16 protein-coding genes and 4 tRNA genes are annotated in these 18,565 nt (G+C 59.9%); 12 read left to right on the forward strand and 8 right to left on the reverse strand.

The window, feature by feature from the left end:
- Positions 1 to 8: 8 nt before the first annotated feature.
- The 3 genes from ACTV8E_RS17045 to ACTV8E_RS17055 all read left to right on the forward strand — a co-directional run bounded on the left by ACTV8E_RS17045 (position 9) and on the right by ACTV8E_RS17055 (position 2,254).
- On the forward strand, positions 9 to 1,106 hold the full coding sequence (locus tag ACTV8E_RS17045) for an amino acid ABC transporter permease (RefSeq protein ID WP_251836549.1): 1,098 nt from the start codon (positions 9 to 11) through the stop codon (positions 1,104 to 1,106).
- 15 nt (positions 1,107 to 1,121) lie between these two features.
- Positions 1,122 to 1,889 carry an amino acid ABC transporter ATP-binding protein gene (locus tag ACTV8E_RS17050; protein ID WP_273535967.1) on the forward strand — a complete coding sequence of 256 codons (768 nt, stop codon included), beginning with the start codon at positions 1,122 to 1,124 and terminating at the stop codon, positions 1,887 to 1,889.
- Between the two features lie 89 nt (positions 1,890 to 1,978).
- Complete coding sequence (locus ACTV8E_RS17055) at positions 1,979 to 2,254, forward strand: GIY-YIG nuclease family protein (protein ID WP_251836550.1); 276 nt, start codon at positions 1,979 to 1,981, stop codon at positions 2,252 to 2,254.
- Between the two features lie 86 nt (positions 2,255 to 2,340).
- Here ACTV8E_RS17055 and yejK read toward each other — a convergent pair whose 3' ends face one another.
- A complete protein-coding gene (gene yejK / locus ACTV8E_RS17060; RefSeq protein ID WP_443200272.1) occupies positions 2,341 to 3,348 on the reverse strand; it encodes a nucleoid-associated protein YejK in 1,008 nt (335 codons plus the stop codon).
- A 112-nt stretch (positions 3,349 to 3,460) separates the two neighbouring features.
- Complete coding sequence (locus ACTV8E_RS17065; RefSeq protein WP_443200273.1) at positions 3,461 to 4,792, reverse strand: TAXI family TRAP transporter solute-binding subunit; 1,332 nt, start codon at positions 4,790 to 4,792, stop codon at positions 3,461 to 3,463.
- A gap of 118 nt (positions 4,793 to 4,910) precedes the next feature.
- Between ACTV8E_RS17065 and sbcD the strand changes: the two genes are divergently transcribed.
- From sbcD to ACTV8E_RS17090, 5 genes are all read left to right on the forward strand, one after another.
- Entirely contained in the window at positions 4,911 to 6,131 is a 1,221-nt protein-coding gene (gene sbcD, locus ACTV8E_RS17070; RefSeq protein WP_443200335.1) for an exonuclease subunit SbcD, read from the forward strand.
- Positions 6,128 to 9,559 (forward strand): AAA family ATPase, encoded by a 3,432-nt coding sequence (locus tag ACTV8E_RS17075; protein WP_443200274.1) that lies wholly within the window; start codon positions 6,128 to 6,130, stop codon positions 9,557 to 9,559. Before sbcD ends, ACTV8E_RS17075 begins: the two co-directional genes overlap by 4 nt.
- A 198-nt stretch (positions 9,560 to 9,757) precedes the next feature.
- Positions 9,758 to 9,833: transfer RNA gene (locus tag ACTV8E_RS17080), tRNA-Asn, on the forward strand.
- Positions 9,834 to 9,842: 9 nt separating this feature from the next.
- Positions 9,843 to 9,919 (forward strand) — tRNA-Pro (locus ACTV8E_RS17085).
- A gap of 5 nt (positions 9,920 to 9,924) precedes the next feature.
- Positions 9,925 to 9,999: transfer RNA gene (locus ACTV8E_RS17090), tRNA-Lys, on the forward strand.
- A gap of 250 nt (positions 10,000 to 10,249) precedes the next feature.
- Here the strand turns inward: ACTV8E_RS17090 and ACTV8E_RS17095 are convergent.
- Positions 10,250 to 10,426 (reverse strand): DUF3094 family protein, encoded by a 177-nt coding sequence (locus ACTV8E_RS17095; protein WP_251836555.1) that lies wholly within the window; start codon positions 10,424 to 10,426, stop codon positions 10,250 to 10,252.
- Positions 10,427 to 10,678: 252 nt separating this feature from the next.
- Here ACTV8E_RS17095 and ACTV8E_RS17100 point away from each other — a divergent pair, with 252 nt between their 5' ends.
- Positions 10,679 to 11,368 carry an energy-coupling factor ABC transporter permease gene (locus ACTV8E_RS17100; RefSeq protein WP_443200275.1) on the forward strand — a complete coding sequence of 230 codons (690 nt, stop codon included), beginning with the start codon at positions 10,679 to 10,681 and terminating at the stop codon, positions 11,366 to 11,368.
- 216 nt (positions 11,369 to 11,584) lie between these two features.
- On the opposite strand, the gene yacG is transcribed toward ACTV8E_RS17100, so the two are convergent.
- From yacG to pilB, 5 genes are all read right to left on the reverse strand, one after another.
- Positions 11,585 to 11,779, reverse strand: a complete 195-nt coding sequence (yacG, locus tag ACTV8E_RS17105) for a DNA gyrase inhibitor YacG (RefSeq protein ID WP_251836557.1) — start codon at positions 11,777 to 11,779, stop codon at positions 11,585 to 11,587.
- A complete protein-coding gene (gene coaE / locus ACTV8E_RS17110) occupies positions 11,776 to 12,384 on the reverse strand; it encodes a dephospho-CoA kinase (RefSeq protein WP_443200276.1) in 609 nt (202 codons plus the stop codon). The genes yacG and coaE overlap by 4 nt, the downstream gene beginning before the upstream one ends.
- Before the next feature lie 175 nt (positions 12,385 to 12,559).
- Positions 12,560 to 13,432, reverse strand: coding sequence for a prepilin peptidase (locus ACTV8E_RS17115; protein ID WP_273535955.1), 873 nt, complete (start codon positions 13,430 to 13,432; stop codon positions 12,560 to 12,562).
- 128 nt (positions 13,433 to 13,560) lie between these two features.
- Complete coding sequence (locus ACTV8E_RS17120; protein WP_443200277.1) at positions 13,561 to 14,778, reverse strand: type II secretion system F family protein; 1,218 nt, start codon at positions 14,776 to 14,778, stop codon at positions 13,561 to 13,563.
- A gap of 2 nt (positions 14,779 to 14,780) precedes the next feature.
- Positions 14,781 to 16,484 (reverse strand): type IV-A pilus assembly ATPase PilB, encoded by a 1,704-nt coding sequence (gene pilB, locus ACTV8E_RS17125; protein ID WP_443200278.1) that lies wholly within the window; start codon positions 16,482 to 16,484, stop codon positions 14,781 to 14,783.
- A gap of 408 nt (positions 16,485 to 16,892) precedes the next feature.
- Here pilB and ACTV8E_RS17130 point away from each other — a divergent pair, with 408 nt between their 5' ends.
- The 3 genes from ACTV8E_RS17130 to ACTV8E_RS17140 all read left to right on the forward strand — a co-directional run bounded on the left by ACTV8E_RS17130 (position 16,893) and on the right by ACTV8E_RS17140 (position 18,516).
- Positions 16,893 to 17,444 (forward strand): pilin, encoded by a 552-nt coding sequence (locus ACTV8E_RS17130; RefSeq protein ID WP_273535951.1) that lies wholly within the window; start codon positions 16,893 to 16,895, stop codon positions 17,442 to 17,444.
- Positions 17,445 to 17,546: 102 nt separating this feature from the next.
- Positions 17,547 to 18,281: a TfpX/TfpZ family type IV pilin accessory protein gene (tfpZ, locus tag ACTV8E_RS17135; RefSeq protein ID WP_273535950.1), complete on the forward strand. Its 735-nt coding sequence runs from the start codon at positions 17,547 to 17,549 to the stop codon at positions 18,279 to 18,281.
- Between the two features lie 159 nt (positions 18,282 to 18,440).
- Positions 18,441 to 18,516, forward strand: a tRNA-Thr gene (locus tag ACTV8E_RS17140).
- The last annotated feature ends 49 nt before the right edge of the window (positions 18,517 to 18,565 follow it).

Raw genomic sequence — 18,565 nt, forward strand, 5'->3', positions numbered from 1 at the left:
GAAAAGCCATGATTACACATACTTTCAAGCCTGACTTGCCGGCGCCGGCTATGAGCGTGGGCCTGCTCGGCTGGATACGCGCCAACCTGTTTTCCAACTGGGTCAATACACTCCTGACGTTTATCGGCCTGTACCTGATCTGGCTGATCGTGCCGCCCATCATCGAATGGGCATTCATCAAGGCCGACTGGGTGGGCAGCAGCCGCGCCGACTGTTCCCGCGAAGGCGCTTGCTGGGTGTTTATTGGCGAACGCTTCAGTCAGTTCATGTACGGCTTCTATCCGGCCGAACTGCGCTGGCGCGTCGATCTCAGCGTGTGGCTGGCCGTCATCGGTGCGGCGCCGCTGTTTATTCCGGCCTTCCGTCACAAGGTGCGCTATGGCCTGGCGTATCTGGTGATTTATCCGCTGCTGGCCTATTGGCTGCTGCATGGTGGTTTTCTAGGGCTTTCGACGGTGTCGACCACCCAATGGGGCGGCTTGATGCTGACCATCGTCATCGCCGCAGTAGGTATCGCCGGTGCCTTGCCGCTGGGCATCCTGCTGGCGTTGGGACGGCGCTCGGAGATGCCGGCGATCAAAGTCATCTGCGTGACTTTTATCGAGTTCTGGCGCGGCGTGCCGCTGATCACCGTGCTGTTCATGTCCTCGGTGATGCTGCCGCTGTTCCTGCCTGAAGGCATGAACCTCGACAAACTGATGCGCGCCATGGTCATGGTGATTTTCTTCGAGGCGGCCTATATCGCCGAAGTGGTGCGCGGTGGCCTGCAAGCGATTCCTCGCGGCCAATACGAAGCGGCTGCGGCCATGGGGCTCGGTTACTGGCGCAGCATGCTGCTGGTGATTCTGCCCCAGGCGCTCAAATTGGTGATTCCCGGCATCGTCAACACCTTCATTGCGCTGTTCAAGGACACCAGTCTGGTGATCATCATTGGCCTGTTCGACTTCCTCAACAGCATCAAGCGCGCCACCGCCGACCCGGCCTGGCTCGGCATGTCCACCGAGGGCTATGTATTTGCCGCGGCGGTTTACTGGATCTTCTGTTTCGCCATGTCCCGCTACTCCATGCACTTGGAGCGCAAGCTGGACACCGGCCTAAAGCACTAAGGGGAGCGAACACTCATGGCTGAAGCAATCAGACAACCCGCACAGAGCGAACACCCGATGATCGAGATGATCGAGGTGAACAAATGGTACGGGCAGTTTCATGTGCTCAAGGACATCAACCTGAAGGTGAAAGCTGGTGAACGGATAGTCATCTGCGGCCCGTCCGGTTCGGGCAAGTCGACGACCATCCGCTGCATCAACCGGTTGGAAGAGCACCAGAAGGGGCAGATCATTGTTGATGGCGTCGAGCTGACCAGCGATCTCAAGCAAATCGAGTCGATTCGCAGCGAAGTGGGCATGGTCTTCCAGCACTTCAACCTGTTTCCGCACCTCACCGTCTTGCAGAACTGCACGCTGGCGCCGATGTGGGTGCGCAAGCTGTCCAAGCGCCAGGCCGAGGAAATCGCCATGGATTACCTGGAGAAGGTGCGCATTCCCGAGCAGGCCGACAAGTATCCGGGTCAGCTGTCCGGCGGCCAGCAGCAGCGCGTGGCGATCGCCCGGGCGCTGTGCATGAAGCCAAAGATCATGCTGTTCGACGAACCCACCTCAGCGCTCGACCCGGAAATGGTCAAGGAGGTACTCGACACCATGATCCGCCTGGCTCAAAGCGGCATGACCATGCTTTGCGTCTCCCACGAAATGGGCTTTGCGCGCACCGTGGCCGACCGGGTGATCTTCATGGACAAGGGTGAGATCGTCGAACAGGCCGACCCGGAAACCTTTTTCAATCATCCGCAGAACGAACGGACCAAGTTGTTTCTGAGCCAGATTCTGCATTAAGCCAGTGCGGGCGCTTGTGGTGTGCCCCATAAGCGTCCGGCTAAAAGCCTGGGTTAAACTCCGCGCTTCTTTCCAACGCCTGCTTGCTCATGACCCACGCCGAAGCCAAACCCTGGTTCGTCTACCTGGTGCGCGCCGCCAACAATGCCCTGTACTGCGGCATCAGCGACGATCCGCAACGGCGCTTCGCCGCGCACCAACGTGGTAAGGGCGCGCGCTTTTTCCATTCCAGCCCCGCGCAGGCGCTGGTGTATGTCGAGGCGTGCATCGATAAAAGTGCGGCGCTCAAGCGCGAGCGGGCCATCAAGGCGCTGAAGAAACCCGCTAAAGAAGCGCTGCTTACGCAAGCCGCTCACAACCTATAGAGCTGGTTGGCTGCACGGCGGACACGCCGCCCTACGACGAACGTACCGCTTTCGCCCCTAAAAACCGTGCTCTGGTAAGACTCGGCTTATCCCTGATTACGCTTGAGCTGATCCTTCAGTTGCGTGGGTAGCTGGCGAATGATCAGCATGTCGCGGGCCTCGTCGTATTCGACCTTGGACCCTAACAGGTGCGCCTCGAAGCTGATGGACAGCCCCTCGCCGCGGCCGGTGAAGCGGCGAAACTGATTGAGGGTGCGCTTGTCCGGCGGAATTTCCGGCGACAGGCCGTAATCCTTGTTGCGGATATGGTCATAAAAGGCGCGCGGCCGTTCTTCGTCGATCACCTCGGAGAGATCCTCTAGAGTCATCGGCTCGCCGCGCTTGGCTTGGCTGGTGGCATAGCCGACCAGCGCGCTGGTTTTTTCCCGGGCCTGCTCTTCGGGCAGGTCCTCACTCTCGACAAAATCGCTGAACGCCTTGAGCAGCGTGCGCGTTTCGCTCGGCGCATCGACGCCTTCCTGGCAGCCGATGAAGTCGCGGAAGTACTCGGATACCTTCTTACCGTTCTTGCCCTTGATAAAGGAGATGTACTGCTTGGAGTTCTGGTTGTGCTGCCACTCGGAAATGTTGATCCGCGCCGCCAGGTGCAGTTGGCCAAGGTCCAGGTGCTTGGCCGGGGCGACATCCAGCGTGTCGGTCACCGCCACACCTTCGCTGTGGTGCAACAGGGCAATGGCCAGGTAGTCAGTCATACCCTGCTGGTAATGCGCGAACAGCACATGCCCGCCGGTGGACAGGTTGGATTCCTCCATCAACTTCTGCAGGTGCTCCACGGCTTCGCGGCTGAAGGCGGTGAAATCGCGGTTGCCGTCCAGATAATCCTTCAGCCAGCCGCTGAACGGATAGGCGCCCGATTCCGCGTGAAACAGGCCCCAGGCCTTGCCCTGCTTGGCGTTGTAACTCTCGTTGAGATCGGCCAGCAGGTTCTCCATGGCCTGGGATTCGCCCAGTGCGGAATCGCGGGCATGCAGCACGGCGGGCGTGCCGTCGGGTTTCTTCTCGATCAGGTGAACGATGCAGTGACGAATCGGCATGGTGGTCTCGGCAGTAAACGAATGGGCGCTAGTTTACGCCAGCGAGGCGAGCAGAGGCGGGTGCGTTTGATGGTCCCGCGCTCCGCGTGGGGCCATCAAACCAGTCACTGCACTACGCAACTTTTGCAACGCCGCGCTCCACCTTCTGCTGCGCCAGCAGTCGCTTGATCATGTAGCGCACATGCACATGCAGGTCGTACAGCTCGCCGGAGTAGGAGAGCGGTACCTCCACCTTGGCCAGTTCGTCTTCCAATTGCACCAGGCGGGCGATTTCTGCGGCCGGATCCTGCAATTTGCCCAGGTACAGCTGGCGATCGATATCCCGTAGGTGCTTGTACCAGCGATAGATGCGAGAGCGAATACGCCAGCGGTACAGCGGGCCGACCACCTTGAACAGCGGGAACAGCAGCACCAGCAGCGGAATGGCGAGAATGATGTAGCGGTCGGCCAGCGAGGCGATGCGGAACGGTAGGTAGCGCTGCAGGATTGGCAGGCCGTTGCGGTAGAAGTAGTCGGCCTCGTCGAGGCTGGCCAGATTGGACGAGGAGGCGGCCGGGAACTGCCCTGCGGCATCCAGCAGGTTGCCGTCCTTGAGTACTTCACGGGCAGCGGCCAGAAGCAGCGGAGTCAGCGAGCTATGGAAGTTCTCGTTGGCCACGAGAGTCGCCAGCGCGGCGATGGTATCCGTGTCATGGGCTGGCACATTGCGGGCCAGATTGAGCATGCCTTCGCCAACGTCGACACGGGCCAGATAGGGCAGGCGTGCCTGATAGGCGGCGCTGCGGCGCAGGTCAAGCAGTTGCAGGTCGGGATTGGCGGCCAGGCGCTGGACCAGCGCATTTTCCGCGGGACCGATGAAGAAGGCGGCATCCAGCTCGCCGTTGGCCAGCGCCTTGGCGGCGCGCCCGCCGCCGATTTGCCGCCACTTATCCGGTAGGGAACGCGATTCCATCCCGTTGACCTCCAGCAGCGGTAGGGTCAGCGACTGCGTACCGCTGTCGGCCGAGCCGATTGCCACGCGCAGCGACTGAAGGTCGGCGAGGCGTTTGAAGGCCACGTCCTGGCGGGCGAACAGCCAGACCGGCTCCTGGTACATCACGCCCAGGCCGAACAGGTGGGCGCGCTCAGTGGCGTCCAGATTCAGTTCCTGCCCGCTTTGCACCAGCGCCAGTTCCACTTCGCCGGCTTGCAGTTTGGCCAGGTTGTCCAGCGAGCCGGCGCTGGGCACCAGTTCCAGGGTGAAGCCTTCCCGGGCCAGCTCGGTCTGCAGCTTCACGCCAAACGCGTGGTAACCGCCATTCGGCCCGCCAGTGGCCAGCCGCGCGGACATTGGCGGCGGCGGGGCGACGAAATAAAACAGTGCACCGACCAGCGCGGCCAGTACCGGCACGATCCACAGATTGGCCAGCAACATGATTTTCAGATCGTTGAAAATGCGGCGCATGCGAGTCCCTTTGGGCAGAATGTCAGGCGCTGATGGTAGCAAGTCCCCGCAGTTGCCAGGCAGCGCTGCGTCGCCCAAGCTGGCGCGGTTTCCTTGGATTGTGAAAGCGATGTTCCCGATGCGTATCCTGCACACCTCCGACTGGCACCTTGGCCAGCATTTCATGGGCAAGACCCGTCAGGCCGAGCACCGGGCCTTCTGCGCCTGGCTGATCGCCCAGGTGCGCGAACAGGCGGTGGACGCGGTATTGATTGCCGGCGATGTGTTCGACAACGGAGCGCCGCCCAGCTATGCCCGCGAACAGTACAACCAGTTTATCGTCGAGCTGCGCGGCACCGGCGCCGAGCTGGTGGTGCTCGGCGGCAATCACGACTCGGTGGCCATGCTCGGCGAGTCGCGCAGCTTGTTGGCCTGCCTGGGTTGTCACGTGGTGCCGGCAGTTGGCGTCGAACCCGCGGAGCAACTGTTGGTGCTCCACCGCCGTGATGGCACGCCCGGTGCGGTCCTCTGCGCGATTCCCTTTATCCGTCCGCGCGACGTGCTACGCAGCGAGGCGGGGCAGAGTGCCGCTGACAAGCAAATGTCGTTGCAGAACGCCATTCACGCCCATTACCAGCAACTATTCACGCTGGCGGAAACTAAGCGCGATGAGCTGGGCGGCGACCTGCCGATCATCGCCACCGGGCACCTGACCACCGTCGGCGCAAGCGCCAGCGAATCGGTGCGCGAGATCTACGTCGGTGCGCTGGAAGCCTTTCCCACCAACGCCTTTCCGCCCGCCGCCTACATCGCCCTCGGCCATATTCATCGCCCGCAAAAGGTCGGCGGTCTGGAGCACATCCGCTACAGCGGTTCGCCGATCGCGCTGAGCTTCGATGAGGCGAGGCAGGACAAGCAGGTGCTATTGGTCGACCTGGACGCACAGGGGCTGCAAACCGTGACGCCGCTGAGCGTGCCGTGCTTCCAGCCGATGTCCAGCCTGCGCGGTTCGCTGGCCGAGCTGGAAACGGCCATTACCGAGGCTGCTCGCTCGGGCAGCGCCGAACGCCCGGTCTGGCTTGACATCCAAGTCACCACGGATGATTACCTGAGCGACCTGCAAGCGCGCATCAGCGCGCTCTGTGCCGAGTGGCCGGTGGAAGTGCTGCGCATCCGCCGCGAGCGCGGCAACGCTGCGGCCAGCCTGCAGAACGAGGCGCGGGAAACCTTGGATGAGCTGAATCCCGCCGAGGTCTTCGATCGCCGTCTGGTCGTCGAGGAGTTGGACGAGGCGCTGCAGCATCAGTTGCGCGAGTTGCATCGTCAGGTGCTTGGGGAACTGCAGGAGAGTCAGGCATGAAAATCCTCACGCTGCGCCTCAAAAACCTCAATTCGCTGAAGGGTGAATGGAAGATCGACTTCACCGCCGAGCCGTTTCGCGACACGGGGTTGTTCGCCATCACCGGCCCCACCGGCGCCGGCAAGACCACCTTGCTGGATGCCATCTGCCTGGCGCTGTATCACCGCACGCCGCGCATGGACAGCCTGTCCGCCAGCGGCAACGAATTAATGACCCGGCACACCGCCGACTGCCTGGCCGAAGTCGAGTTTGAAGTGCGAGGCCAGGCTTATCGCGCCTTCTGGAGCCAGCGGCGCGCTCGCGACAAGGCCGATGGGGCGCTGCAGGCGCCCAAGGTGGAGCTGGCCAGGATCGACGGTGAGCTTCTCGCCGAGCAGACGCGAGAAAAACTGCGCCTCACGGAGGAACTCACCGGACTGGATTTTGCGCGCTTTACCAAATCCATGCTGTTGGCCCAGGGTGGCTTCGCCGCGTTTCTTAATGCTAAGGCCTCCGAGCGCGCCGAATTGCTCGAGCAACTCACCGGCACCGAAATTTACGGGCAGATTTCCCAGCGCGTGTACGAACGGCACAGCGAGGTAAAAAATGCATTGGGCCAGCTGCGTGCCCGCGCCGCCGGCGTCGAGCTGATGGACGAAGAACAACGCGCCGCCTTGCTGGACGAGGCCGAGCATCTGCAGCAAGAAGACACGCGTTTGCATGAACTGAGAGAAGAGCTGCAGCGCCAACGGCAATGGCATGACGATCTCAACAAGGCCCAGGCCCGACAGCAGCAAGCTTTGCTGAGTCATCAACAGGCTGAGGCCTCGCTGCAGGCAGCACAGCCGGATCTGGCACGCCTGGCTGCCAGTGAGCCGGCGGCCGCACTGCAAGCGCCACATCGCGGCTGGCAACTGGCGCGCCAGGCGGTTGCGCACAGTGAGCAGCGTCTGCAGCAGTTGCAGCATGAACAGCAGCAGGTCCTGCAACAGGTAAGCGACTGTTTGTGGCAAGGCCGACATTGGAGTCGCCATCTGCTCGAAGAACGGCAACTGGATTACCAACAGCTCGAAGACCAATTACAGCGTGTGGACACCGCACTGGCCGCCACGTCCGAACACAGTCGTTTGGGTGAGTTGATCGTGCATTGGCGCGCCCGGCTTGGAGAGCGTCAACGGCTCGCGGCGGAAGATCGAGAGCTGCTTGAGCGTCGCCAACGACTTGAGGCCCACGCGCAGAACCTGCGTCAACGCCGGGATGAACAGCAGAAGCGTTTAGCCGCCCAGCAACAGCACTTGAATGGCGGACAGCTCGCTGAGCAACAGCAACGCCAGCAACTCGACCAGCTGCTGGATGGGCGCAGTGAAGCCGAGCTGCGCGAGCATTGGCAAACCTTGCAACGCCAGGCCGGCTTGTTGGAGCAGTTGCGCCAGTTGGAGGGCACCCGGCAGCAACGACTGGAGCAGCAGGCGCGCCTTGCGCAAACGCAGGACGAGGTGCGTGTCCAGCAAAAAGGCAAGGCGCGAGAGGTTGAGGCGCAGCGCGCACGCTATCGAGAACTTAAACAAGGCGTTGCCGATCAGGAAAGATTGCTCGAACAGGAGCAGCGCATTCACAAGCTGGAAGCCCTGCGGGCTCAGCTGCAGGATGGCGAAGCCTGCCCGTTGTGCGGCTCCCATGAGCACCCGGCGATTGCCGCCTATCAGGCGCTGGATGTCTCCGCCACTGTGCATGCGCTGACGGCGAAGAAAGCCGAACTGAGCCAGGTGGAAGAACGAGGGCAGGCACTGGCGGCCGAGCTGGCGGCGCTGGGTGAGCGCGTGCGCTTGCTGGAGCAGCAGCATCAGGAGGGCGAGCAGGAGCTGAAGCGCCAGGTCGAGCATTGGCAACAGCTCACGGTACGATTCGGCACCGCGTTGTCTGACGGTGCTGCTCTGGACGCTTGCGAGCAACAACACACGCAGCAACTCTCGGTTGTCGAAACCAGCCTGCAGCGCTTTGACCAGCTCAAGGCTGACCACGACGAGATCAGCCGCAACCTGCAGCACGTGCATACGACCTGCGCCGACCTGCAGCAGGCGCTGCAATTAGCCGAGCAGCAGTTGCAGCACACTGCCCAGCAGGACAGCGACATCGCCGAACGCCATGCTGTTTTGAGTCAGCATCGGGTTGAGTTGGATCAGCAGCTATTAAAGGAGATGGACGGCTTCGCTGACAGGCTGCCAGCCGATGGCGATGCCTGGCTGCGGGCGCAGGAAGCCGAATGGCAGCACTGGCAGCAGGCCCAGAATTTGCGCCAGCAACTGCACCAGCAGGAGCGGGATATCCAGCACGCGGTTCAGGGGGCGCAGCAGAAGGTGGAGCTGTGGCAACAGCGTTGGTTTGCCTCGGCGCTGTCCGCAAATGCAGCGCAAACCTCGGTGCCGACGGCCGAGATGAGCCCGCTCAAGGCTTTGGAACAGGCTGAAGCGCAACTGACGCGTGGCAGCAGTCGCCACGAGCAACTTCACGGCATGCAACAGGCGCTGGAACGGCAACTGGAACATGAACGACAGCAGTTGAAGGAGCGACAAACCCTCTGGGGTAACGCGTTAATCGCCAGTCCCTTCGACGACGAGGCCGCTTTCCAGGCTGCCTTGCTCGACGCACCGCAGCGTGAGGCCTTGCAGGCGCAAAAAGAACAGCTGACCCAGGCGCTGACCGCCGCCCGTGCCTTTCTGCAGGAGGCCGAACGGCAACTGGTCGAGCTGCAGGCCCACCCGGTTGGCGGGCTGGAGCGCGAAGTGCTGGAAGAGCAACTGCAGCAGCTCGCCGGTGAGCTCAAGGCGCTGAGTCAGCGCCAGGGTGAAATCCGTGCCCAGCTGTCTGCCGATCAACAGCGTCGGCAGAGTCAGCAGTCGCTGTTCGCCGAAATCGACAAGCAACAGGGCGAATATGATTTGTGGCAACACCTCAACAGCCTGATTGGCGCGGCAGATGGGGCCAAGTACCGCAAGTTCGCCCAGGGGCTAACCCTTGATCATCTGGTCTATTTGGCCAACCAGCAGCTTGCTCGTTTGCATGGCCGTTACCAACTGGCGCGGCGCAGCAGTGGCGAACTGGAGCTGGAAGTCATCGACACCTGGCAGGGCGACGTGGCCCGCGACTGCAAGACCCTCTCCGGTGGCGAGAGCTTCCTGGTCAGCTTGGCATTGGCCCTGGCGCTATCGGACCTGGTTAGCCACTCGACCAGCATCGACTCGCTGTTCCTCGACGAGGGTTTCGGCACCCTGGATGGAGAGACGCTGGAAATCGCGCTCGATGCCCTGGATAGCCTCAACGCCAGCGGCAAGATGATTGGTATGATCAGCCATGTGGAGGCGCTCAAGGAGCGGATTCCAGTGCAGCTCAAGGTCAGCAAAGGTGTCGGTCTGGGCTACAGCAGCCTGGAGCGTCAGTTCGCCGTTTAGTCCGTGTCTCATGGCTTGACCTAGCCGTTGCGCTGGCGCTGCTTCGCTAAGCCCTTGAGTGGCCGAGGAATTTTTTTGAGGGTAAGGGTAAAAAAAGCAAAATTGGTAGTTGACAGGGGGTCGTATATCCGTAGAATACCGCGCCATCGCAACGGGGTTTCTGGTCAGGCCAGACGTTGAGATTTGGAAGGTAAAAGTTCCGCGATAGCTCAGTCGGTAGAGCAAATGACTGTTAATCATTGGGTCCCTGGTTCGAGTCCAGGTCGCGGAGCCAACTTCCACTCGGGGTATAGCGCAGCCCGGTAGCGCGCCTGCTTTGGGAGCAGGATGTCGGGAGTTCGAATCCCCCTACCCCGACCAGTTTTGGGTCGTTAGCTCAGTGGTAGAGCAGTTGGCTTTTAACCAATTGGTCGTAGGTTCGACCCCTACACGACCCACCATATAAAACGGGAAGGTTCCTTGTGGACCTTCCCGTTTTTTATTTCCTTCGATTTGACTGAACCGTTGCTAAAACGGCCGCTGTTGTAGGGGCGAATTCATTCGTCTGGCGTTCAGGGTGGGCGACACACTGAAGACGCGACGAACTGCGGAGGCCGATACGCTTGTGTTTGTCGTAGACGCGCGGGTTGAGAGTCATGTGTCGCGCGATGAATTCGCCCCTACAGCACGCCGCACAGCAAACCTGTCAGACTATCCCGTCACCAGCCCCGCCAGCATTCTGCTGAGCAATCCAAGCACCAGCACCACGACCAGCACGAGAAGTAAAAGTAGCAATGGCCTGAATGGCTGACGATCAACCCGGTTCTGGGGCAGCTTGAGGTATTCATCGACGCGGCGCTGGTCGTCGGGGTTCAATCGGCTGGTCATGATGACCCTCTGTCGTAAATGGATGACATCAAGCCTAGTTCAGTTGGCCTCGCTCTCCATTACTCATTTCGCTGACTAACCGATCGGGCCTACACGTCAGGCTGCAGCTTCGTTGCTGGGGTATAAACTGGGGATTCCATACCGGTGGTAGCTTGGCATGCGGGAATTCTACTGGCGATTGCGTGACCTTATTCCTCAGGGCGACTCCGATTTGATGGATCAACGGCAACTGCTGCCGAATGAGGCAGAACGATGATTTCTGCGCATCTGCTGTCATCGGATACGCTATGGCTCGGCTGGCTGGCCTACCTGCCGTTTATTGTCTGGGCGATTTGGCGGGCACCCTGGATTGAGCTGTTCAGCGATTTTCGTCGGCAACATCTGCTGTTCGGCACTGTGCTGGTGCTGTTTCTGCTCTGGCTTGTGCGCAGAGACTTCGCCTCGGGGCTGTCCTTGCATTTCATCGGCATGACCGCGGTAACGCTCTTGCTGGACTGGCCGCTGGCCATTCTGGCGGGGTTGCTGGCACAGCTCGGGCTGATCGCAATAGGGCGTCCCGACCTGGCTGCGCTGGGCATCAACGGGATTCTTCTGGTGTTGATTCCCGTCGCGGTGACCGAGGCCTGTGCGCACCTGGTCGAACGAGCGCAGCCGAACAACCTGTTCGTCTACATCTTCTTTTCGGGATTCTTTCCCGCGGCGCTGACGGCCTTGTGCTGCATCCTGGCGGGGCTGGGCCTGCTTTGGTTGGATGGCCTTTATCCCATGCCGCCCTGGCTCGAGGACTTTGCCGGTTACATCTGGCTGGTGATGTTCCCCGAAGCCTTTATCAACGGTATGGCGGTCACGGCCCTGGTGGTGTTCTGCCCTGACTGGCTGGAGACCTTCAACCGCGGCCGTTACCTGTCGGCGCCCTGGAAGGATGACGGACCGCCGCAATGAGTTGCGCCGGCGTGATTGTGGGTCGCTGCCCTCGCGGCGAAGCGTGCATAGTCCGAACACTGGCCATGCTCGGGAAGAGCTTCAGCCCGAGGTCGAACCCCCATAGGTTTGTGCAACGCACGGACTCTTGTATGGGAACGACGACCTCGCCGAAAAGGCGTGACCACCGCAAAGGGCTTCGGCCCTGAGATCCAAGTTGTCGTGGATTAGTGCCGCTCAGTGGCGCGAAAGATCCTCCGAAAATAGATCATCCACAACCGGATCGCCGGGTATGGCATGTTCTTCCGCCGCCCAGGCGCCCAGGTCGATCAATTTGCAACGCTCCGAGCAAAACGGGCGGGTCGGGGTTTTGTCATTCCACTCCACGGGCGCGCCGCAGGTCGGACATTTCACGGTGATAGGCTTGTTCATGGCTGGCCTCCTCGCAGGGTCAGATAAAAATGATGCAGGCGCTCAACTTCGCCTTGCAGCCAAGCCAGGTCGCGATCGTTGACCAGCACGTCGTCGGCATGGCGCAAGCGCTCTTCGCGGCTGGCCTGGGCGGCGATGATGGCGCGGATCTGCGCTTCGTCGCCGCCATCGCGGGCCATGGCGCGCTGCACTTGGAGTTCTTCGGGCACATCCACCACCAGCACACGCTGGGTCAGCTGGTATTGCCCGGACTCGATCAGCAGAGGTGAGACAAGGATCGCATAAGGTGACTGGGCGCGACCCAGGTGCTCGATGATTTCCTGACGAATCAACGGATGCAGCAGTTGCTCGAGCCAGCGACGCTCTTCGGGATTGGCAAAAACCTGTGCGCGTAGGGCAGCGCGGTCCAGCTGGCCGTCGGGCAGTAGAATGGTCGTACCGAAATGCGCGGCGATTTTCGCCAGCGCAGGTCGACCCGGCTCCACCACCCAGCGTGCGGCGTGATCGGCATCGACGGTGTGAATGCCAAGCTCGCCAAAGTGCTGCGCCGCGGCACTCTTGCCGCTGCCAATACCGCCGGTCAGGCCAAGGATCCAGGGTTTCATAGGGACTTCCGTTCAAGGCAGGCCGGCATGATCGCAGAAACCGGCGGCAGATCGAAGGGCGGGGGTTGGTCGGGTGGGCTGTAGATAGATGTAGGGTGAACCACGCTTTATCGATCCACAGGGTGGCGATCTACTTTGCGAGGCCGTGGTCGATGTAAAACGGTATCCGCCTAGATCAATGAAACCCAGCAAACTGCAGGTAACGCTGAGTGATCTGCTCCCCCCAGATCAGCGCGATCCAGCCGGCAATGGCCAAGTAAGGGCCGAAGGGAATTGGCGTCCCGGTGGCGGCATTGCGCAGACGCAGCATGATGATGCCCAGAATGGCGCCCACCAGCGAGGACAGCAGGACGGTCAGCGGTAGAATCTGCCAGCCGCCCCAGGCGCCGAGCATGGCCAACAGCTTGAAATCGCCGTAGCCCATGCCTTCCTTGCCGGTCAGCAGCTTGAATAGCCAGTACACCGACCACAGGCTCAGGTAGCCGGCCACCGCGCCCCACAGAGCGTCTTCCAGGCTGGCGAACAAGCCGAAATTATTGACGATCAGCCCCAGCCACAGCAGCGGCAGTACCAGCGCATCGGGCAGCAACTGGTGATCGCAGTCGATCAGGCTCATCGCCAGCAGGCCCCAGGTGAGCAACAGCATGGCTGCGCAGGGCCAGCCGTAACCGAAGTGCCAGGCGACAAATGCCGACAGTAGCCCGCAGGCCAGTTCCACCAGCGGATAGCGAGGGCTGATGGCCCGCTGGCAACCGGAGCACTTGCCGCGTAACGCCAGCCAGCTGAGCAGCGGGATGTTTTCCCAAGGGCGAATCTTGTGGCCGCAATGCGGGCAGGAGGAGTTCGGTGTCAGCAGATTAAATGCCGGGACAGCCGGCTCGGCGGGCAGTTCGAGTATGTCGCGTGCCTGCACCTTCCAGTCGCGGTGCAGCATCATCGGCAAGCGGTACACCAGCACATTGAGGAAGCTGCCGACCAGCAGGCCGAGCAGGAGGGAGCATAAAACAAAGGCCAGCGTGTGGCTGGCCAGGTAATCGACAAGGGACATCTTCAACCCTCTGGAAAAGTCCGGAATGCATCTGTGGGGCCGGCTTTGCGGGGCAATGTATTTGTCCCTGTGTTGGCTTCAACTCGACAGCCGGAATAAATCCGACCCCACACGTAGCTAGTTGCGCCTTACACCACAGCACCCAGCTGGAAGATCGGAAGGTACATGGCAATGATCAGACCGCCCACCAGCACGCCGAGCACCGACATGATCATCGGCTCCATCAGCGAGGTGAGGCCATCGACCATATTGTCCACTTCGTCTTCGTAGAAGGTAGCGACCTTGTCGAGCATGCCGTCCAGCGAGCCAGATTCTTCGCCGATGGCAGTCATCTGCAGAGCCATGGCCGGGAACACGCCGGTGGTGCGCATCGAGAAGTTCAGCTGCATACCGGTGGAAACGTCCTGTTTGACCTTGTTCACCGCATTTTTGAACACCACATTGCCGGTAGCGCCGGCCACCGAATCCAGCGCATCCACCAGCGGCACGCCGGCGGCGAAGGTGGTGGCCAGGGTGCGGGCGTAACGGGCAACTGAGGATTTGTAGATGATATCGCCGACAACCGGCATCTTCAGCAGCGAACGATCAATCAGATCGCGGAATTTCTGCGAGCGCTTGTGGGCTTCCTTGAAGGCGAAGCCCGCGCCGAACATGCCGATCAGAATGATGAACCACCATTCCTGCAGCGCTTCGGACAGACCGATCACCATCAGCGTGAAGGCCGGCAATTCGGCGCCGAAGTTTGCAAATACTTCCTGGAATTGCGGCACTACTTTGATCAGCAGGATGGCCGACACGATGACCGCGATCAGTACGACAGCGATGGGGTAGTTCATCGCTTTCTTGATCTTGGCTTTCAGCGCCTCGGTTTTTTCCTTGTAGGTGGCCACCCGTTCGAGGAGTGTTTCCAGGGCGCCGGACTGCTCGCCCGAGTCCACCAGGTTGCAATACAGGTCATCGAAATACTGCGGACGTTTACGCAGCGAGTTGGCCAGGCTGTTACCGGCGGCCACATCCTGCTTCACGTCATCCACCAGCTTGCGCATGTTCGGGTTGTCGAAGCCCTCGCCGATAATGTCGAAGGCGCTTAACAAGGGCACGCCGGCTTTCATCATGGTTGCCATCTGCCGGGTGAACAGGGCGATGTCCATCGGCTTGATCTTCTTGCCGGCGCTGAACAGCGACACCGATTTCTTGCGCACCTTCAGTGGGTTGATGCCCTGTTTGCGCAACTGCGCCTTGACCAGTGCCGGGTTCGGGCCACTCAGCTCACCCTTGACCTTGGCCCCACGCCGATCCGTACCTTCCCAGCTGAACAGGCTGGTTTTCAGTGCTTTTTCCGCCATGGTTAATCCTTGGTCACCCGGTTGACTTCTTCGAGGCTGGTTACGCCCTGCATGGCCTTGAGCAGGCCCGAGGTGCGCAGGTCGTTGAACCCGTCCTTGCGCATCTGTGCGGCGATATCGATGGAATTGCCGTCCTCCATGATAATCCGCTGCAGTGCAGGGGTATTTTTAACCACTTCATAAATACCGACGCGGCCTTTGTAGCCTGCTTTGCAATTCTCACAACCAACAGGCCCATACAGTTTGAATTTGCCGATTTGTGCTTCCGGGAAGCCCTCGCTGAGCAGCGTCTCGCGCGGCACCGGTACTTCCTTCTTGCAGCTCGGACACAGCTTGCGAGCCAGGCGCTGAGCGATGATCAGGTTCACCGAGGTGGCGATGTTGAAGGCCGCCACGCCCATGTTGCGCAGTCGCGTCAGTGTTTCGGCGGCGCTGTTGGTGTGCAGGGTGGACATCACCATGTGGCCGGTCTGTGCGGCCTTGATGGCAATCTCGGCGGTTTCCAGGTCGCGGATTTCCCCAACCATGATCACGTCCGGGTCCTGGCGCAGGAAGGCGCGCAGCGCCTGGGAGAAGTCCATGCCCTGGCGCGGATTGACGTTGACCTGGTTAATGCCTTCCAGGTTGATTTCCACCGGGTCTTCAGCTGTGGAAATGTTGATGTCCACGGTGTTGAGAATGTTCAGGCCGGTATACAGCGACACCGTCTTGCCTGAGCCGGTGGGGCCGGTGACCAGAATCATGCCCTGCGGCTGCGAGAGGGCGCTAAGGTACAGCTCCTTTTGCGCTTCCTCGTAACCCAGCGCGTCGATGCCCATCTGCGCGCTGGACGGGTCCAGAATCCGCATCACGATCTTCTCGCCCCACAGCGTGGGCAGGGTGTTGACGCGAAAGTCGATGGCCTTGGTCTTGGAGATCTTCATCTTGATCCGGCCATCTTGCGGCTTGCGCCGCTCGGAAATATCCAGCCCGGCCATCACTTTCAAACGTGCCGAGATACGGCTGGCCAGCTGAATCGGCGGGCGTGCCACTTCATGCAGCACGCCATCGGTGCGCAGCCGCACCCTGAAGGCTCGTTCGTAGGGTTCGAAGTGCAGGTCTGAGGAGCCGCCTTTGATGGCGTCCAGCAGCATCTTGTTGACGAAACGCACCACGGGAGCGTCGTCGGAGGCTTCGCCTTCATCGTTGCTGACCTTGTCGGAGTTGCCGTTTTCGATATCCAGGCCATCGAGGTCGACATCATCCAGGTCAGTCATGGAGCCGGTCGCCGACTCGTAGAACTTGTCGATGGCCGCGCCGAGCTTGTCGTCTTCGACCAAGATGCCTTCGGCATTCAGCCCGGTGCTGAACTGGATATCGCTGATCGACTGATGGCTGGACGGGTCGGAGAGGGCGACGAAAAGCTTGTTGCCGCGCCGCCACAACGGCAACACGCGGTGCTGGCGAGCGAGCTTCTCGCTGATCAGCTCCTTGGGTTGCTGCTCCTTGTCAATAGCAGAAAGATCTACAAAGGCCACACCGAACTGCTCGGCCGCCAACTCCGCCACCGCGCGGCCCTTGGCTAGCTTGTTCTGCACCACATAGGTGATCAACGACAGGCTGTTGCGCTGCGCCTGCAGCTGGGCCTGCTGAGCAGTTTTCTCATCGAACAGGCCAGCCAGCACCATTTGCCTGGCCAGGCCGGAAAGATTTACGTGGGTATTCATGAGGCGCGCTCCGGTGTAATGCGCAGCCTTATAACCCGGCGGCGAAAGCACTTCTCAAAACTGGCGCACACAGTGACGTAAATTGGCACTTGTGGTGGATTTGGGGGAAGAGGGTGATCTAGGTCTTTGCCAAAAAATCCGGGCGGATTTTTTTGGTGTATTGGGTAGGGTTAGTAATTGTGAAGTGGTTTGATTGGTTGTGCGTCGAGCATCACATTTTAATAACAATAATTAAAGAGGAATAAGTAAGCTTTAAGTCGTTGTAAGCCTAGGCGCACTAGGCTTTGCATGCGTTTTGCGATCTTTTTTATGTACAGATGATGGCGTTTAGATATCGGTAAATTGGCACAGCCACTGCAACTCCCTGGGCAGGTCAGCGGACCTTCAATATCTCTTGGGAGAAGACGAATGAAAACTCAGGTGCAAAAGGGTTTTACCCTAATTGAATTGATGATCGTAGTGGCGATCATCGGTATTCTAGCGGCGGTGGCGTTGCCGGCTTATCAGGATTACACCATCCGTGCACGCGTAACCGAAGGCGTTGGTTTGGCTGCTAGTGCCAAGCAACTGATCGGCGATAGCTCAGGCACTGCGGCGGAGCTTGCCGCCGCCGCAACCACGTGGAACGCTCAAGCCGGGGGCGCAGGTGCAATCAGCAAGTATGTAAACTCCGTTTTGCTTAATAATACCACTGGTGAGATCACTGTAACTTTCAATAATGCTAACGTAGGTAATATTCCTGCTAGCTCAGCGCTGGTTTATACTCCCTATGTTATGGGTGGGACTACTCCAACTGCTTTGGCTACCAGTTTCACCGCTACTCCTCCGGTAACGGGCTCAATTGACTGGGGGTGCGCCTCATCTACTAACGCTGTATCCGGCACTGCTCGCAGCCTGCCGGTCATTACCGCCGCGACTGTTGCTCTTCCTGCTCAGTTCGCACCAAGCGAATGTCGTTAATGCTTTTACCGTGAGGGCAGTCAATCAAAAGGCACCCCGATAGCTCTCGAACCCCGCCTCACAGCGGGGTTTTCTGTTTAATCTTATAGCTGGAGTTTCCCAATGCCTACGCGGATTATGGCTTTCCTGATGCACTTGGCCGCATCGGCCATCATCGCGCTGTTAGCCGTAGTACTGGTATTTAACCTCTGGTATCCCGCCCCACTGCATGAAGCGCAGGGTGTCACCCATATTTTCCTAGTGCTGCTACTGGTCGATGTGATTTTAGGCCCGCTGTTAACCCTTCTGGTATTCAAGGTTGGTAAGAAAAACCTCGCCATGGATCTGAGTGCCATTGCCTGCCTGCAATTTGCCGCGCTGGGCTATGGCCTATGGATCGTGGCCGAAGGGCGCCCGGCCTGGATTGTTTACAACGTCGATCGTTTCGATGTAGTGACGGTATTGGATATCGACACTCGCCAAATGGACGAAGCTCTGAGCCAATATCGCGAGGTGTCGTGGACCGGACCGCAATGGGTTGGGGCGATAAGGCCTGAAAACCGCGAGCAGCGCAGCAATATTCTTTTCGAGGCCGCATTGGGCGGTAGCGATATAGCGCAGCGGCCAAATCTCTATCGTCCGTTGATGGAAATGGCTGAGATCATAAGGCAGCGTGCGCAACCGCTGGAAAAGCTCAGTGACTTTAACGAGGCTACCGTGGTGCGCGATGCTCTGCAGAATTGGCCAAGCGCATCCGCCTGGGTGCCACTGATGGCGCGGGTCAAGCCAATGGTGGTGTTACTTGGCGAGAATAACAGCGATGTAGTGGCCATTGCTGAGCTTAATCCTTGGAAATAACCTCCTAGCTAGGGGAAGCTTTCATCCTCGCTAGTAGCGGCTACTGACAACCGATACGCTTACTAATTGGCATCCGGTTAAGGCTCGTATATCTGCTGCCTCCAGAGCATCGTTTGCCCGTTGATTCCCTCAGCATGGAATGCTAGTTTACGCGCCGCCGCCGGAATAGCTCAGTAGGTAGAGCAGCGCACTCGTAACGCGAAGGTCGCAGGTTCGATTCCTGTTTCCGGCACCATGATTCGCTTCGGGCCTTCCCTTTTCAGGCCTGGACGAAAAACCGGCCC

This window comes from Pseudomonas sp. B392_1p, assembly GCF_052245235.1.
Classification (GTDB): Bacteria; Pseudomonadota; Gammaproteobacteria; order Pseudomonadales; family Pseudomonadaceae; genus Serpens; species Serpens gallinarum.

What these genes read in the sequence shown, in the direction of transcription:
- tfpZ (WP_273535950.1), top strand. Translation starts at nt 17,547, where the DNA reads ATGCCTACGCGGATTATGGCTTTCCTGATGCACTTGGCCGCATCGGCC.
- ACTV8E_RS17050 (WP_273535967.1), top strand. Translation starts at nt 1,122, where the DNA reads ATGGCTGAAGCAATCAGACAACCCGCACAGAGCGAACACCCGATGATC.
- ACTV8E_RS17045 (WP_251836549.1), top strand. Translation starts at nt 9, where the DNA reads ATGATTACACATACTTTCAAGCCTGACTTGCCGGCGCCGGCTATGAGC.
- ACTV8E_RS17115 (WP_273535955.1), bottom strand. Translation starts at nt 13,432, where the DNA reads ATGTCCCTTGTCGATTACCTGGCCAGCCACACGCTGGCCTTTGTTTTA.
- ACTV8E_RS17100 (WP_443200275.1), top strand. Translation starts at nt 10,679, where the DNA reads ATGATTTCTGCGCATCTGCTGTCATCGGATACGCTATGGCTCGGCTGG.
- coaE (WP_443200276.1), bottom strand. Translation starts at nt 12,384, where the DNA reads ATGAAACCCTGGATCCTTGGCCTGACCGGCGGTATTGGCAGCGGCAAG.
- yacG (WP_251836557.1), bottom strand. Translation starts at nt 11,779, where the DNA reads ATGAACAAGCCTATCACCGTGAAATGTCCGACCTGCGGCGCGCCCGTG.
- ACTV8E_RS17120 (WP_443200277.1), bottom strand. Translation starts at nt 14,778, where the DNA reads ATGGCGGAAAAAGCACTGAAAACCAGCCTGTTCAGCTGGGAAGGTACG.
- ACTV8E_RS17095 (WP_251836555.1), bottom strand. Translation starts at nt 10,426, where the DNA reads ATGACCAGCCGATTGAACCCCGACGACCAGCGCCGCGTCGATGAATAC.
- yejK (WP_443200272.1), bottom strand. Translation starts at nt 3,348, where the DNA reads ATGCCGATTCGTCACTGCATCGTTCACCTGATCGAGAAGAAACCCGAC.
- pilB (WP_443200278.1), bottom strand. Translation starts at nt 16,484, where the DNA reads ATGAATACCCACGTAAATCTTTCCGGCCTGGCCAGGCAAATGGTGCTG.
- ACTV8E_RS17130 (WP_273535951.1), top strand. Translation starts at nt 16,893, where the DNA reads ATGAAAACTCAGGTGCAAAAGGGTTTTACCCTAATTGAATTGATGATC.
- ACTV8E_RS17065 (WP_443200273.1), bottom strand. Translation starts at nt 4,792, where the DNA reads ATGCGCCGCATTTTCAACGATCTGAAAATCATGTTGCTGGCCAATCTG.
- ACTV8E_RS17075 (WP_443200274.1), top strand. Translation starts at nt 6,128, where the DNA reads ATGAAAATCCTCACGCTGCGCCTCAAAAACCTCAATTCGCTGAAGGGT.
- ACTV8E_RS17055 (WP_251836550.1), top strand. Translation starts at nt 1,979, where the DNA reads ATGACCCACGCCGAAGCCAAACCCTGGTTCGTCTACCTGGTGCGCGCC.
- sbcD (WP_443200335.1), top strand. Translation starts at nt 4,911, where the DNA reads ATGCGTATCCTGCACACCTCCGACTGGCACCTTGGCCAGCATTTCATG.